We start from the raw sequence: 15,537 nt of genomic DNA on the forward strand, positions 1-15,537 counted from the left end.
GCCTCTGTCCGTTTGTGTCTTCCGTTATTTCAAGCGGTAGGAATGCATCGTAACCTCTATATCCGGGTCGAATCCGGGTTTCCACCGAATTTTCTCATGAAAGGCAAGCGCCGTAACCCGTTTCTGACGAACCTGTAACGTTTCCAGAAACTCTTTAGCGTCAGCCAGATGATCGACCCGGGCATTCACCACCATTCCCTTCTCCAGTAATACAGGCACAGCCCGGTAGGTGACGGTCGAATTATTTTCCGCCCCAATGCTCATGGTCAGTTGCGGAGGCTGAAACAGGAAATTCAGGATTTTCCCATACAGGGAATAATGGATTTTAGTATAAACGACATGCAGCAGGGAGTCTGCTCCCGAAAAATGGAGTTGTTCACCCATCCGCAGCCGGATGGTTTCTTTTTTGACGAGATGCAGCGGCCGGATATCATCCGTTTTTTTCAGAAAAAGGCGACCATCTGTCTGGTCGGCCATTCGGTAACGTTGCAAAATGGCCAACAGCGTTTGCGTCTCATCCGCAAGCGGGTATTTTCCGTCAATACTTTCGTAGGAATAGATAATCCAGTCGGGCGCGGTTTTGGAGAGATACTTTTCCCGGTTCTTCGTATCCAGATACCAGTTGTATGCCTGATAGGATTGAATAACCGGACGAGGATTGTAGTTCAATCCGTTAAAATAAATTTCTGAAATTTCATTGGGAATTCGATCCGTCGTCTGATTCCCGATTTTTTGACGAATTCGGGCGGGAATTGTTGCTCTGGGAACTGGATACGTTTCCGTTAATGCTGATTGAAAATAATGCGTTAGGATGTATACTTTCTGGGTAAACATCGTCGTATAATTAACCGACATTTTTCCAAAAACCGGTACATAAAAAACAAGATAAAAACTGCTATTCAGGAGTAAATAGACAAAGAATATTTTCCGGATCCAGTCTTCTTTTGCGGAAACGATAATCAGCACCAGCAATATGCTTGATTGCTTTATATAAACCGTTAAGTGGCCGCTATCGGCTCGGGTGAATGCATATTTCAGGAGTACAAAGGAAATGATCAGCAACCATACCAGACTGAATAAAGCAGCATAAGGTTTGTTTTTAGGCTTGTTAGCGGATGTCGCCAGGGTATAAAAGTAAAGCAAGGTGGTTGCGATTTGCAGGAGATACATTCCATACGAGAGCAGCACGAGCCTGAGCCTGTTATCCGGATAAATAGCTTGCGATTCGTTATAACCGCTGATTATATGCAGGCTGGAAATAAAGTAATTCACTAAATCGGTGTGCAAAAAATGAGCACCCGCCATCAATAACGCCAGCAGAATCGCTACCTGATAAAGAAAGCAATGTCCTTTTTTTTGTTTGCTCAAGTAAACATAAATTAACAATGAGACAACAAAACCTAGACTGAGAATGCCATAATTGGCCTTCATGAAAAAATTAACGGTGGAGAGAACAAATAGGTAGTAGAGCAAACCCTGCCTTGGCCGGTAGATATAGCGAACACCCCAGTAGATCACCCAATAAAACCACAGAAAATGAACCCATTCACCGTGCATACTGCTGATCGAGGCCCAGATTAAGAAGTAAATACACAAATGCCATATTTTAAGGGGATTTGGCAACAGGTCGTAGAGCAAAACGGCCAAATTAACCGCGAAGAAAAGATCAACCGCTAAAAGCTCCAAACGACCGGTCGTAATCGTATACCGCTGTAGCCATCGACCCAACGGCCCGTATGTATAAATAATATCCTGCCCCCAGACCAGGTTCTTTTCCTGACTAAGTTCCAACGCAATACGCCATGAATTATCGACCCCGGCACCCGGTATATGGACGAAATCCAGGTACGGAAAGCTTAAAATTAAAAGGATTAATACGAAACTAACTTTGACAGCCTGGTGCTCAATTTTCGTCGTAATGAATTTCTCTAACCCGATTAAGAGGTAGATCCTACAATAGTTTATCGCTAATATCATACAAGAATGGATAGAGGTTTTACATGGTAGAACGGGTTAGAAAATTGTACAATAAAAAATCCTGCCATCAGGAATAAACAGCACCGTACCCTCGGCTAAAATGCATGATAGACCGAACCGATGCATGTTTGCAAAAGCAAATATAATACCAATACAATTACCTGCTAAGCCAGAAAGAGAGTTGATCAGAAAATCATCGAAAATGTGCTGCCTTGTCCGGGTGTGGAGGTCACTTTTAATTGCCCGTTGTGAAGCTGCATAATCTGCCGGGAAAGGCTTAAACCGATGCCTGAACCAGTTTTTTTAGTAGTGTAAAAGGGGATAAAAATCTTCTCGATGGCTTCCGGCTCAATGCCCGGCCCGTTGTCGGAAACGTAAATCATCAGCCGGTTGTCCTGCGATTTAACCTCCAGCCGGAGTTTTGGCTTTCGGTGTCCGTCCAGACTTTCCATTGCGTTTTTGATCAGGTTGATCAACACCATTTCAATTTGCCCGGCATCGGCAAAAATCATCAGGTACGACGGCACGGGAGGAGCCTGCAAAATAATATGCCGCTGCTGCAACTCCGTTTGTACCAGCGCAATGACATTTTTCAACAGGTTCTCGACGGAGATTTCGGCCAGTCGTGGTTGCGGAATGGCCGTGAAATTACGATAGGCATCCACAAACCGCATGATGCCACGCCCCCGGTGTTCGATGGTCGTCAGGGCTTCGCGCAGGTCATTGACCGCTTCGGTATCCGCCCCGGCCAGTTCCGTATTGACAATCTGCTGCATGGTGCCGACCAGCGAAACAATCGGCGTAACCGAATTCATGATCTCATGGCGGAGTACCTTGGTCAAATTCTGCCAGGCTTCCAGTTCTTTCTGTTGCAGTTCGGAGCGAATGTTCTGAATCGACGCCACCGTGACCGGACGCCCCCGCAGGCTGACCGTCGCACAGCGTACGGAAAGTTCCTGTTCGAAGCTGGTCTGGTAAATGGCGGGCGTGCTGCTGGGCGTTCCGGTCAGAATATCGTATAATCCGGCATGAACCGACTGTAAATCAGAAAGATTACGAAGCCGGTAAATGCCCAGCAAACGCAAAGCGGCCTGGTTCGTCATCTCGACGTTGCCGACCATATCGAACGAAATCAGCCCCACACTGACTTGTTGAACAATCGTATTGAGGTAGTGCAAATTCGCTTCTTTCTCGGCCCGCGCCTGCCGGAAAGCTTCCAGCACTTCGTTGAACTGCTGGTTCAACTCCTTAAAACTGGGTCCCAACTCGCTATCGGCTTTGAAGGCCACGGCGAAATCTGAATACCGTACCGACTCCATAAACCGGGTCAGCTTGCGGTTCAGGCTGGTGATGTAGCGGTGTAGGTTGGCCGTTTGAACCGTCAGCAAAATAAGCCCGACCCCGACCAGCAGCGACCGGCTGGCCGGAACCGTCCACCAGGCATACGCAATGAGCAGACAGGTAATCAGAATAATGGCAATCCGAATAAAGAGCCCGGTGGCGAATCGTTTCATAAATCAGAGTCCGTATTTCTCCAGACGGCGGTACAATGCCTGCCGCGACAGCCCAAGTTCACGGGCGATGTCGGTGATGTTGCCGTGGTACTTTTGCATGGCCTGCTGAATCATTTTCTTCTCCATATCTTCAATCTGAAGATTCTCCTGGAACGGCAAATCCTTGTCCGTCGGAATCGCGGCCGGGGTGCTGGTACCAAAGTAAAAATCTTCCGGTTCCAGCACATTGCCCTGCGCCAGAATAACCGCCCGCTCGATGGCGTGCTGCAATTCCCGGATGTTCCCCGGCCAGCGGTACTGCTGCAATTGCCGGGTTAGGGCCGGACTGATCGAAGCGACTTTGCGGTTGTATTGCTTGCGGTATTGCTTCAGAAAATGCTCGGCCAGCGGCACAATGTCTTCGGGCCGTTCGCGCAGGGGCGGAATGTGAATCTCGATGGTATTGATCCGGTAGAGCAAATCCTGCCGGAATGACCGGTCACTGACGTGCTGGTAAATCGGTGAGTTCGTGGCGCAAATCAGGCGGACGTCGATATTTTTGGGCTTGTTCGTTCCCAGTCGGGTCACCACCCGCTGTTGCAAAACCGTCAGCAGTTTAGCCTGCTGGGGCAGTGAAATGTTGCCGATTTCATCCAGAAAAATCGTGCCACCCTGAGCTTCTTCAAACCGCCCGGTCCGGTCTTCGCGGGCATCGGTGAAAGCACCCTTGACGTGGCCGAACAATTCACTCTCGAACAGACTGTCGCTCAAAGCGCCCAGATCGACGCTCACAAACGGTTTGTCACGCCGGAGCGATCGCTGGTGTAACGCTCTGGCGACCACATCCTTCCCGGTTCCGTTCTCACCCAGAATCAGCACATTGGCATCCGTTTCGGCCACGCGCTCCACGGTGGCAAACACCTGCCGCATGGAGGGGCTGACGGCTATGTAGCCGGATTGGTTTTGCGACTTGCCGCCCACCGACGCCGATCCGGCCGGGCTGCTGGTTTTCGACAGTCCGTTGCTGTCGTCTTTCCGCCCTTCCAGCGCACTTTGCAGGGTGGCCAGTAGTTTATCATTTTCCCAGGGTTTCAACACAAAATCCCGGGCGCCGGATTTGATGGCCCGCACTGCCATTTCAACGTCGCCATAAGCTGTGATCAGCACAACCGCCGTGGTGGGTTTAATGTCCAGAATCCGGTCGAGCCACAGAAAACCCTCGCGGCCACTGCTGTTGTCGCGCTGGAAATTCATGTCGAGCAGCACGAGATCGTAGCTTCCGTTGGTGATCAGAAACGGAATTCGCTCAGGATTTTTTTCAATATCAACCTGGGGATAATGGCGTTTGAGCAACAATTTGGCTGCGCTCAACACATCGACGTCGTCGTCGATAATCAGAAGTTTCGACATAAAATTTTCAGGACGGTGCTAGAAACAGTGCGGTTTTTCCAGTCAGGATGCCCGTTTACCGCCTAAAGATAGGCAGTCTGTTGGTTCGCTGCAAAACAGCTTGTCAGGAAGCCCTGACACGACAATATTCAGCGGTTTTACCCGTGTCCGCTTTCGGACAAAACTTGTCCGCATGTGGACAGGAATTAGCCCTCAAAATCACCATAACTTACTGTCTATCAGCACTTGTAAATTACTGGCACGTCAATTGGCATTAGACTATCCAAATGGATGATGCTGAAAAATCATTTTCTTGCAGCCTTATTCAGGAATCAATTAGTCAACCAATCAATCAACGAATTAATGGATCGCGTATTACCTAAACGATTTTGGACAAGCCAGCGGATTGCCATTGCAATCGGCGGAGTAGCCGTAATCGGATTACTGGCTTACAACTTTCTATGGGCCGATCACCGTTCGAAACTGAACGTCGAAAAGGATAAAATTACGATTTCAACCGTTTCAACCGGCACTTTCGACGATTTCATTGTCGTAACCGGTGTGGTTCAGCCTTTGAAAACCATCCGGCTCGATGCCATCGCCGGGGGTTATGTAACCGAGAAACTCGTAGAGGGTGGAGCAATGGTGAAACAGGGCGAAGTATTGCTGAAGCTGGAAAACCAGAACCTGCGACTCAACTTCCTCCAGTCGGAAACCGAAGCCAACCGATTGGTCAACGATTTGCAAAATACCCGTCAACGCTTGCGGGTGGAACGCTATACGCTGCAAAAAACGCTCTCAGATCTGGATTTTCAGCTCGACAAGGCCAAAGATGCGTACGATCGCCAGGCGAGATTGTTTAAAGACAAAGCCGTTCCCGAACAGGAGTACCTGACGGCCAAACGGGATTATGACCGGCTGGTTGAACAACGGAAAATTGAAGTAGAATCGCAGAAATACCAGCAGGAAAACTCGCTGATTCAGATCAAGCAACTGGAAGAAACGCTGGCCCGGACGCAGAAAAACGTGGCCCTCTGGCAGCAAACACTGAATAACCTGGTGGTCAAAGCACCGGTTTCGGGTCAGTTATCGTCGATGGACGTGGAAGTCGGTTCCAACATCAACCAGGGCCAGAACATTGGCCAGATCGATGACCTCAACGGTTTCAAAATGCGGGTCGGCATTGACGAACACTACAACAGCCGCATCTTCGCCGGGTTGAACGGAACATTTGAATACAGCGGCACCAACAACGCCTTACAGATTACGCGGGTTTATCCGGAGGTTCGGAACGGACGGTTTGAGGTGGACATGATTTTCCCGAAAGGCGCTCCGGCGGGGATCAAACGTGGCCAGTCGACGCCCATTCAACTCGAACTGGGCAAGGCTTCGAAAGCGACGCTGTTGCCGGTGGGCGGTTTCTTCTCCGATACGGGTGGCAACTGGGTGTATGTGGTGGATAAAGTGGGCAACCGGGCAGTGAAACGGAGCATTACGCTGGGTCGTAAAAACCCCGAATATTTCGAAGTGCTGACCGGCCTCGAACCAGGCGAACAGGTCATTACGTCATCGTACGAGAACTTTGGTGATAACGAAGTCCTTGAATTTTAACGCTGATATTCTCTGATAAACTCTGTGAAATAGTTTTTAAGAATTATATCACAGAGTTTATCAGAGAATATCAGAGGTTATCAGAGTTGTAAATCAGAAACCAGTCAGACAATATGATACGTACCGTAAACCTACAAAAAGTTTTTGCGACTGAAGAAGTCGAAACCACCGCGCTGCACGGCATTTCCATGGATGTTAAGGACGGCGAATTTGTGGCTATGATGGGTCCGTCGGGCTGTGGAAAGTCCACGCTGCTCAACATCCTCGGCCTGCTGGACAACCCGTCGGAAGGCGAATACCACTTCTACGGCACCGAGGTGTCGAAGATGTCGGAACGTCAGCGGGCGCAGTTGCGGAAAGGCTCCATCGGCTTTGTGTTTCAGAGCTTTAACCTCATCGACGAGCTAACGGTTTACGAAAACGTCGAACTGCCGCTGCTGTATCTGAAAACCCCCGCCGAAGACCGTAAGAAAGCGGTGGAGGAAGTACTCGAACGGATGAACATCATGCACCGTCGCAACCACTTTCCGCAGCAACTCTCCGGTGGTCAGCAGCAACGGACGGCCATTGCCCGCGCGGTGGTTGCCAAACCCAAGATGATCCTGGCCGATGAGCCGACGGGTAACCTGGACTCCACCAACGGGGAGGAAGTGATGAAATTGCTGAACCAGTTGAACACGGAAGGTACAACCATCATCATGGTGACGCACTCACCCTACGATGCCGGTTTTGCCCACCGCATCGTCAACCTGTTCGACGGCAAGATTGTGACGGAGAATTTCCACGTGTGATACATTCTGAACCGCACGGGTGGCCCGTGCGGTTCAGAAACCTTTTTATGAAAACGCTGATCCTTTTGTTTCTTATGGTTTGTATCGGCCAGTCGGCTTCGGCCATTGGTCATCCACACAACCTTTTTTCGGCCCACCGGAAGGTGAAACAGTATGTCCCGAAGACAAAGGATAGCCAGCGAACCCCTTGCCAGGTATCCCAACCAACGCTGGTGAAGTTCGTGCGGACTCTGGCACAGTAGTACGACGGCTCACCGACGATCCCGCTTTTTCTTATGCTTCTCAACTACACTAAAATTGCGCTGCGTAATCTGTGGAAACACAAAACGTTTGCGTTGGTCAACGTCATTGGCATGTCGGTAGCGTTTGCGAGCTGCCTTTTGCTGTTTCTGGCCGCCTGGTCGCACCTGACGTTCGATAACTTCCACACCAACGGCAAGCAGTTGTTCATGGTGTATGAGCAGTCGGGACCCACGAACAAATCGGCGACGATGCCTGCTCCCCTGGCACCGTCGCTCCGCAAAGAACTCCTGCCGGAGATCGCGCACATTACGCGGGTGGTCGATGGCGGTGGAGCGGTACGGTACGGCGATCAGGAATTTGACAAGAGCGTCCGGTTTGTCGATCCCGATTTTTTCGAAATGTTTTCGTTTCCGATGCGGAAGGGCAATTCACTCACTGTTCTGAACAGCCTGAGTAACATCGTCATCAGCGAAAAAACCGCCCAGTCGATTTTCGGAACCGCCGACCCTGTTGGAAAAACCCTGTCGCTGCGGTTGAACGAAACCTGGAAACCGTTCGTGGTGTCGGGCGTGATTGCCGATGCGCCCACCAATTCCAGCCTGAAGTTCGACCTGCTGGCCCGGTTTGAAGCCTACCCGGAATACCAGCAAAACAAAGACCAGTGGGACAACCGGTTTCATTCGGTATTCGTCCAGGTCGATCCGAAAATAAGCGAAGCCACGTTTGAACAACGACTCCGGCCTTTCGTCACCAAATACCTCGCCAATTCGATCCTGAACCTCAAACGCGACGGCGGGCAGCCCGACGAAAACGGCGACCTGACCAGCCTGCGGTTGTTGCCGATGACCGACATGCACTTCGACACCGAGGTGGGCGGAGGCAATGGCTCGCCCGTCAAACGTTCTTACCCGATTCTGCTGCTGGTGGTGGCCGGTTTCATCGTGCTGATTGCCTGCATCAACTTCATCAATCTTTCTACGGCCCGGTCCATGACGCGCTCCCGCGAGGTCGGTATGCGCAAGGTGCTGGGGGCCTTAAAACAACAACTGGTCTTTCAATTCTGGGGCGAAGCCTTCATCCTTTGCCTGATTTCGCTGGTCCTGGGTGGTTTGCTGGTCACGGCTTTGGTCGCCGAGTTGAACAGCATTCTACGAACCAAAGCGTCCCTCTCCTCCCTCGCCGACCCTACCGTAATCGTCTCCATGCTGATGGCTTTTCTGGTGATTACCTTCGTAGCTGGCGGCTATCCGGCCCTGTTTGTAACTCGACTGAACACCATTCAGATTCTGAAAGGAAAAGTTTCACTGGGAAAAACCGGAGCGGTTCGCAACACCCTGCTCATTGTTCAGTTTGCCATTGCCACGTTTCTGATGGCCTGTACGCTCATTGCCTGGCAACAAGTCAACTTCCTGCGCACCATGCCCCTGGGATTTAATGAAAACCAGGTCGTTAGCATCCCCATTGGCAGCTCGGTCAATGGACGGCAGGCGTTGAATCTTTTCCGGGACAAGCTGGCACAACAGCCCCGGGTGCTAAGCGTAACGGGCGCGTATAAAAACTTTGGCCGTGGTCTGGATGGTTCCACGGTGACGTCGATTGTGGGCTTTGACCACAAGAACCGGACGATTCGGAGCCACTGGCAACCCGTCGATTACGACTACCTGAAAACCCTGGACATCAAATTGCTGGCCGGGCGCGATTTCTCCCGTCAGTACGCAACCGACACCACCACCAGCGTCATCATCAACGAAACGATGGCGAAGGAACTGGGCGAGAAAAACCCGGTCGGCACCCTGCTGAACGTGAGCGATGGCGAGCCGCCTTTGGTGGTCATCGGCGTGGTGAAAGACTACCACCACGAATCGCTCAAGAAAACCGTGCAGCCCAATACCCTTCTCATGAGCCACGACTGGCCGATTGGCTACGTTCTGGTCAAAATTGCTCCGGACAACGTGCCGGCCACGATGGCGGTTTTGAAAAAAGCCTGGGAGGAAGTTGCTCCAAAATCTGAATTTGAAGGCAGTTTCCTCGACGAAAATACCGACCGGCAATACCAGTCGGAAGAACAAATGGCCAAACTATTCATTACAGCCGCCGGAGTGGCCATCGTGCTGTCGTGCATGGGTCTGTTTGCCATCGCCATCATGATCATGGCGCAGCGAATCAAAGAAATTGGCGTGCGTAAAGTACTGGGTGCCAGCGTGACCAGCATTGTCATCCTGCTATCGAAAGACTTCCTGAAGCTGGTGCTGATCGGCATTGTCATCGCATCCCCGCTGGCGTGGTGGCTGATGAGTCAGTGGCTGAAAGAATACGCGTTCAAAATCGAACTGGCCTGGTGGATGTTCGCCGTCGCGGGTTTGCTCGCCATTCTGATCGCCCTGGTCACCGTCAGTTTCCAGAGTATCAAAGCGGCCTTAACCAATCCGGTATCCTCACTTCGTTCGGAGTGAAAAGAGTGAAGAGTTATGAGTTAAGAGTTAAAATGGATGTCTGCATTTCTAACTCTTAACTCATAACTCTTCACTCATAATTTTACACAACATGCTAACGAACTATTTCAAAATCGCGTTTCGGAATCTGGTGCGCCACAAGGTGTTTTCGGCCATCAACATTGTCGGACTGTCCATCGGGATTGCGGCTTGTCTCCTGATTCTGCAATATGTGGATTTTGAGCTGAGCTACGACCAGTTTCACGCGAAGGGCGATCGGATTTACCGCGTCAAACAGGATCGGTATGACAAGGGCAAACTGAGCACGCAATGGGCCGGGGGTGCCCAGGCGGCTGGCAACTCGTTCAAAGCGACCTTCCCGGAGGTGGAAGATTACGTCAAAGTGCTGAAGCGCCGGGCATTGATTGCCGATTACGGCGAAAAAAGCCTGAAAGTCGAGAAGGTTTTTGTGGCCAGCCAATCGTTCTTCAAAATCTTCTCCTATCCCCTGCTCGCCGGTGATCCCACCACCGCGCTGGCTGAACCCAATACCGTCGTACTTTCCGAAACCGTTGCGAAAAAGCTATTCGGAAACGAACAGGCCATGGGCAAAACCATCCGGTTCAACCAGCGGAAAGCAGTTAAAGTAACGGGCGTTTACAAAGATATGCCGGCCAACACGCACCTGCACCCGGATCTGCTGATTCCGCACGTGACGTTTGTGAAAGAAATGGGGCCGGACAACAATCCGGACAATGCCTGGATGTGGGACGGAGCGATGTCGTATTTGTTGCTGCGCCCCGACGCCAATCCGAAAGCCCTCGAAGCCAAATTTGTGCCGTATATTGAAAAAACCATTGGGGCCGAACTGAAAAAATACGATGCCGGTGCGGTCTATACGCTGCAACCCCTGAAAGACATTCACCTCTACTCGCACCTGATGGAGGAAGCCGAGCCCAATGGCGACGGCAACACGGTGTATCTGCTGCTGGCGATTGCGTTCTTCATCGTCGTCATTGCCTGGGTTAACTACATCAATCTGGCGACGGCGCGGGCCATCAACCGGGCCAAAGAAGTCGGCATTCGCAAGGCCGTCGGTTCGCAACGGGGGCAGTTGATCCGGCAATTCCTGATCGAATCGGTCTTGCTGAATGGCCTGGCGGTGATTCTGGCGCTGGGTTTTGTCGTGGCCGTGATGCCGCTGTTCAACGCACTGTCGGGCCAGCACCTGACGCTGTCGTTGCTGGGCAACGGGTCGTTCTGGTTGGCGTTGGCAACCTTGTTCATCATTGGAACCTTCTTTTCGGGTTTGTATCCGGCGTTTGTTTTGTCCGGTTTCCGGCCGGTCACGGTGTTGAAAGGCAAGATGGTGACGTCGCGGCAGGGCATCATTCTGCGGAAATCGCTGGTCATTTTTCAGTTTGCGGCTTCGCTGTTTCTGCTCGTCGGCACGCTGGCGGTTTTTCGGCAAATCAGCTTCATGCAGGAACAAAGTCTGGGTATCAACATCGATCAGACGCTGGTCGTCAATCCGCCCATCATCCGTTCAGATTCCACGTTCATGCGGCAGATGGTGGCTTTTAAAGAAGAACTGCTGCGCCAACCCGCCATCCGGCACGTAGCCGCGTCGTCGGTGGTGCCGGGTCAGGCGTCGGACTGGAACGCGGGCGGCATTCGATTGAAAGGCACCGACGAAAGCAAGGGAAGCCAATACCGGGTGATTGCCGTCGATTACGACTTCCTGAAAACCTTCGACCTGAAACTGCTGGCCGGGCGCGATTTTTCGAAAGAGTACGGCCTGGAAAAGAAAGCCGTCATTTTCAACAAAATGGCGATCAAGCAACTGGGTTTCAACAAGCCGGAAGAGTCGATTGGCAAAGAAATTGATTTCTGGGGCGAAACGTTTACCATCGTTGGCGTCACCGACAATTTTCACCAGCAATCGCTGCGGGATGCCTTCGAACCGCTGATTCTCCGGCTCATTCCGGATGCGGGCGGTTATTTTTCGATCAAAATGGCTTCCAGTCAACTAAACACCACAATTGCTACCGTCCGGAGCGAATGGAACCGGTTTTTCCCCGGCAATCCGTTTGAATACTTCTTTCTGGACGAACATTTCAACGCGCAATACCAGGCCGATCAGCGGTTTGGGCAGGTGTTCGGTCTGTTCACCGGTTTAGCGATTCTGGTCGCGTGCCTGGGCTTGTTCGGGCTGGCGTCGTTCACCACGGCCCAGCGGACCAAAGAAATTGGCATTCGCAAGGTGCTGGGCGCCACGGTGCCCGAGATCGTGCGGATGTTGTATAAAGAATTTGCGATTTTGATTCTGATTGCCTGCGTGGTAGCGACTCCGCTGGCGTGGCTGGCCGTGAGCCAGTGGCTCAACACGTATGCCTTTCGGGCCGATATAAACTGGTGGCTTTTTGCACTCCCGTTCGTGCTGGTACTGGCGATTGCGCTGCTGACGGTTTCGTTTCAGTCCGTAAAAGCGGCTCTGATGAATCCGGTTACCTCGCTGCGTTCGGAATAACGAGTTATGAGTGAAGAGTTAGGACTTCCGCTTTTGCCCCTAAATCCCCTAAAGGGGACTTTTAGCATCCGGATTAGACTGCGTCCAAGTCCCCTTTAGGGGATTTAGGGGCAAAAGCGGAAGTGCAATGAATTATCAGACGTAAGTCCTAAAAGTGATGAGTTTGGTTAATGCTCTTCACTCTTAACTAAAAAAAGGGGTATGATTCGCAATTACTTCAAAACCGCCTGGCGGGGTTTGCTCAACAACAAAGGCTACTCGGCCATCAACATTGGCGGACTGGCCGTGGCGTTGGGAATCGGTATTCTGCTGCTCTGGTGGGTGAAAGACGAAACGAGTTTCGACCGTTTTCATTCGAATGCGGATCGGATCTACCGCATCAATGGCGGTTTTGGCTCCGGCACGGCGCAGCAGTTTTCGGGCCAGATCGTGGCCCCCGTGGCGGCTTATGCCAAACAGCAGATGCCGTCGGTGGAAGACGCCGTGCGCATCGTCGGGAATTATGATGTCTCGCCTTTCAAGGTGCAGGAAAAAACGCTGGTGGAGGAAAAAGCCGTCTACGTCGATCCGGGTTTCTTTACGTTTTTCAGCTTCGAATGGGTGAAAGGCAACCGCGAACGTCCTTTCCCGGACCTGCAATCGGTCGTTCTGACGGAGTCAGCGGCTTTGAAATACTTTGGCTCGGCTGAACCGGTTGGAAAGGTACTGTATTCCGTTCCGAAAAAGCAGAACTTTGTCGTGAGTGGCGTCATCCGGGATTTTCCCGACAACTCCAGCATCCGGTGTAATATGCTGTTTCCGTTGCAGATTTTGGCGAATCAATACAGTGGCGCTCCCGGTGATTACTGGAAAACCATGGATTCGGACTGGGGCAACTGGTTCGCCCAAACGTATTTCCGGGTCGATCCGCGCGCCAATCTGGACAAGCTGGTAAAAACCCTGAACGACGTTCACCATGCCAGCAATAAATATGATCAGGTGACGGTGTACCGCCTGCAACCGCTGACCGACATCCACCTCTACCGGCCCGACGGCACACCGGGAGCCATACAGGAAGTAAAAATGATGGGCATCGTCGCCCTGATTCTGCTGGCCATCGGCTGCATCAACTACGTCAACCTGGCCACGGCGCGGGCCACGCAACGGGCGAAGGAAGTGAGTGTCCGGAAGGTCGTCGGGGCGGGTCGCGAACACCTGATTGGCCAGTTTCTGGCCGAATCGCTCCTGATTTTTGTCGTCGCGCTGCTGCTGGCCATCGGGCTGATCAAAGGGCTGGAATCGACCTATCAGGAACTAACCGGCAAAACCCAGCCCTTCTCGCTGGCCGATCCGCAGACCTGGCTGGTGCTGGTGGGCGCGCTGGTATTTACCCTCGCCGTTGCGGGCATCTATCCGGCTCTGGTTTTGTCGTCGTTCGAACCCTTGAAAGTGTTGCGCGGAAAAATGGCCACGGGCGGCAAAGGCGTTACGTTCCGGCAAACACTGGTGATCACCCAATTTGCCTTTTCGACGGCCTTGATCGTAGGAACTCTGGTCATCGGCAACCAACTGCGGTTTATGCGCGAGCGCAACCTGGGTTATGACCGGGAAAATGTCTTCGCGTTCTGGATGACCGGCGATATGTTGAAGCATTTCGATGCGATCAAGGCCGAATTGTCGCGCCAGCCCAGCGTCCGGAGCGTAACCGCTTCGAATGGCAATCTGCTCAGTTTAGGCAATTCGACCGGCGATACGGACTGGGACGGAAAGCCCAAAAACAGCATGTTTATCATCAACCGGATGCAGGTCGAGAAAGATTTCATTGCCACCTTCGGCCTGAAAATGGTGCAGGGCGAGACCTTTACCGGCTCCTCCGCCGACTCGATGCACGTCATCCTGAACGAAACCGCCGTGAAAAATACGGGCATTAAAAATCCCATCGGCAAGCGTTTTACGCTCGGTCAGACGAAGGGAATCATCATCGGTGTCGTGAAAGATTTCCATTTTGCTTCCCTGCGTCAGAAAGTAGAACCGGCGGTTTTCTTTTACCGAAACAACACCAATTTGGGGCGGCTTTACGTCAAAACCACGGGTCGGGATGCGTCCAAAGCCATTGCGGCTACCGAAAAACTCTGGAAAAAGTACAGCCCCGATTATCCGTTCGACTACCAGTTTATGGACGTGCAATACAACGAAATGTATAAATCGGAACAGCGGACGGGGCAGTTGTTCAACTTCTTTGCGGGAATCGCCATTCTGGTTTCCTGCCTCGGTTTATTTGGGTTAGCGACCTTCACAGCTCAGCAACGTACCAAAGAAATCGGCATCCGCAAGGTGCTGGGTGCGTCGATTACGGGCATTGTCGCGCTGCTTTCCAAAGATTTTCTGAAGCTGGTGCTGATCGGAATCCTGATCGCAACCCCGATTGCCTGGTGGACGATGAGCCAGTGGCTAACTGCCTTTGCCTATAAGATTGACCTGGCGTGGTGGGTGTTTGCGCTGGCGGGGCTGCTGGCCGTTCTGATTGCCTTTGCCACCGTCAGTTTTCAAAGCATCAAAGCCGCCTTGATGAATCCGGTGAAGAGTTTGAAATCAGAATAGTTAAGCGAAAATATCATTTAGCGGTAGTTCAATCCCGGTTACCGGGTCGGTAAGAGTGGTATCATCGGTAAAAAACTGGTATTTCCCAATGGCCGAATAAACCGAAATCGCTTTAAAACTGGGCAAAACCAGCCAGCATGATTGAACACCGGCCAGAAAATACCGCTCGAATTTAGCCAGAATATCGTCATTGGATTTCGAAGGCGAAACAATCTCAATGACCGTGAGCGGCATTTGAGTCATGGACGTAACGTCGTGCAGAAAGTCGACCTGGAGTTTAGGATAAATGGCAATGTCCGGTACGGTATCCGGGCGTTCCGGCATAGTTAAATTAATCTCCGGCAGAAAGGTGTATTTGGTTCGATAATGCAGTTGCAAAGCAAAAGTTAAATTGCCTTGCACAATAGAGTGATTCAGTGTGGGCATTGGTTTTCCGCGTTCGCGTTCGTAGTCAGAGAGTTGTTCAATGGTAGCTTCCATAACCAAGAGAG

10 protein-coding genes are annotated in these 15,537 nt (G+C 51.6%); 6 read left to right on the plus strand and 4 right to left on the minus strand.

Going from position 1 to position 15,537, the window contains the following annotated elements:
- Positions 1–24: 24 nt before the first annotated feature.
- From F0P93_RS08920 to F0P93_RS08930, 3 genes are all read right to left on the minus strand, one after another.
- Positions 25–1,686, minus strand: a complete 1,662-nt coding sequence (locus F0P93_RS08920; protein WP_150876034.1) for a hypothetical protein — start codon at positions 1,684–1,686, stop codon at positions 25–27.
- A 476-nt stretch (positions 1,687–2,162) separates the two neighbouring features.
- The gene (locus F0P93_RS08925; RefSeq protein WP_150876035.1) at positions 2,163–3,491 is read right to left on the minus strand and encodes a sensor histidine kinase; all 1,329 of its coding nucleotides are present in this window, start codon (positions 3,489–3,491) and stop codon (positions 2,163–2,165) included.
- Between the two features lie 3 nt (positions 3,492–3,494).
- Positions 3,495–4,880 (minus strand): sigma-54-dependent transcriptional regulator, encoded by a 1,386-nt coding sequence (locus F0P93_RS08930; RefSeq protein ID WP_150876036.1) that lies wholly within the window; start codon positions 4,878–4,880, stop codon positions 3,495–3,497.
- Positions 4,881–5,222: 342 nt separating this feature from the next.
- On the opposite strand from F0P93_RS08930, the gene F0P93_RS08935 reads away from it, so the two are divergent.
- From F0P93_RS08935 to F0P93_RS08960, 6 genes are all read left to right on the plus strand, one after another.
- Positions 5,223–6,470 carry an efflux RND transporter periplasmic adaptor subunit gene (locus tag F0P93_RS08935; protein ID WP_150876037.1) on the plus strand — a complete coding sequence of 416 codons (1,248 nt, stop codon included), beginning with the start codon at positions 5,223–5,225 and terminating at the stop codon, positions 6,468–6,470.
- A 113-nt stretch (positions 6,471–6,583) separates the two neighbouring features.
- Positions 6,584–7,261 carry an ABC transporter ATP-binding protein gene (locus F0P93_RS08940; RefSeq protein ID WP_114403935.1) on the plus strand — a complete coding sequence of 226 codons (678 nt, stop codon included), beginning with the start codon at positions 6,584–6,586 and terminating at the stop codon, positions 7,259–7,261.
- A 47-nt stretch (positions 7,262–7,308) separates the two neighbouring features.
- A complete protein-coding gene (locus F0P93_RS08945; protein ID WP_150876038.1) occupies positions 7,309–7,503 on the plus strand; it encodes a hypothetical protein in 195 nt (64 codons plus the stop codon).
- Positions 7,504–7,536: 33 nt separating this feature from the next.
- Positions 7,537–9,957 (plus strand): ABC transporter permease, encoded by a 2,421-nt coding sequence (locus tag F0P93_RS08950; RefSeq protein WP_150876039.1) that lies wholly within the window; start codon positions 7,537–7,539, stop codon positions 9,955–9,957.
- Between the two features lie 91 nt (positions 9,958–10,048).
- Positions 10,049–12,466 (plus strand): ABC transporter permease, encoded by a 2,418-nt coding sequence (locus F0P93_RS08955; protein WP_150876040.1) that lies wholly within the window; start codon positions 10,049–10,051, stop codon positions 12,464–12,466.
- A gap of 201 nt (positions 12,467–12,667) precedes the next feature.
- Positions 12,668–15,046, plus strand: coding sequence for an ABC transporter permease (locus tag F0P93_RS08960; protein ID WP_150876041.1), 2,379 nt, complete (start codon positions 12,668–12,670; stop codon positions 15,044–15,046).
- Here the strand turns inward: F0P93_RS08960 and F0P93_RS08965 are convergent, their stop codons facing one another.
- Positions 15,047–15,526 carry a Uma2 family endonuclease gene (locus tag F0P93_RS08965; protein ID WP_150876042.1) on the minus strand — a complete coding sequence of 160 codons (480 nt, stop codon included), beginning with the start codon at positions 15,524–15,526 and terminating at the stop codon, positions 15,047–15,049. It abuts the gene before it with no gap.
- Between the last annotated feature and the right edge of the window lie 11 nt (positions 15,527–15,537).

The organism is Larkinella humicola (assembly GCF_008727875.1).
GTDB lineage: Bacteria > Bacteroidota > Bacteroidia > Cytophagales > Spirosomataceae > Larkinella > Larkinella humicola.

What these genes read in the sequence shown, in the direction of transcription:
- F0P93_RS08925 (WP_150876035.1), bottom strand. Translation starts at nt 3,491, where the DNA reads ATGAAACGATTCGCCACCGGGCTCTTTATTCGGATTGCCATTATTCTG.
- F0P93_RS08930 (WP_150876036.1), bottom strand. Translation starts at nt 4,880, where the DNA reads ATGTCGAAACTTCTGATTATCGACGACGACGTCGATGTGTTGAGCGCA.
- F0P93_RS08935 (WP_150876037.1), top strand. Translation starts at nt 5,223, where the DNA reads ATGGATCGCGTATTACCTAAACGATTTTGGACAAGCCAGCGGATTGCC.
- F0P93_RS08940 (WP_114403935.1), top strand. Translation starts at nt 6,584, where the DNA reads ATGATACGTACCGTAAACCTACAAAAAGTTTTTGCGACTGAAGAAGTC.
- F0P93_RS08945 (WP_150876038.1), top strand. Translation starts at nt 7,309, where the DNA reads ATGAAAACGCTGATCCTTTTGTTTCTTATGGTTTGTATCGGCCAGTCG.
- F0P93_RS08950 (WP_150876039.1), top strand. Translation starts at nt 7,537, where the DNA reads ATGCTTCTCAACTACACTAAAATTGCGCTGCGTAATCTGTGGAAACAC.
- F0P93_RS08955 (WP_150876040.1), top strand. Translation starts at nt 10,049, where the DNA reads ATGCTAACGAACTATTTCAAAATCGCGTTTCGGAATCTGGTGCGCCAC.
- F0P93_RS08960 (WP_150876041.1), top strand. Translation starts at nt 12,668, where the DNA reads ATGATTCGCAATTACTTCAAAACCGCCTGGCGGGGTTTGCTCAACAAC.
- F0P93_RS08965 (WP_150876042.1), bottom strand. Translation starts at nt 15,526, where the DNA reads ATGGAAGCTACCATTGAACAACTCTCTGACTACGAACGCGAACGCGGA.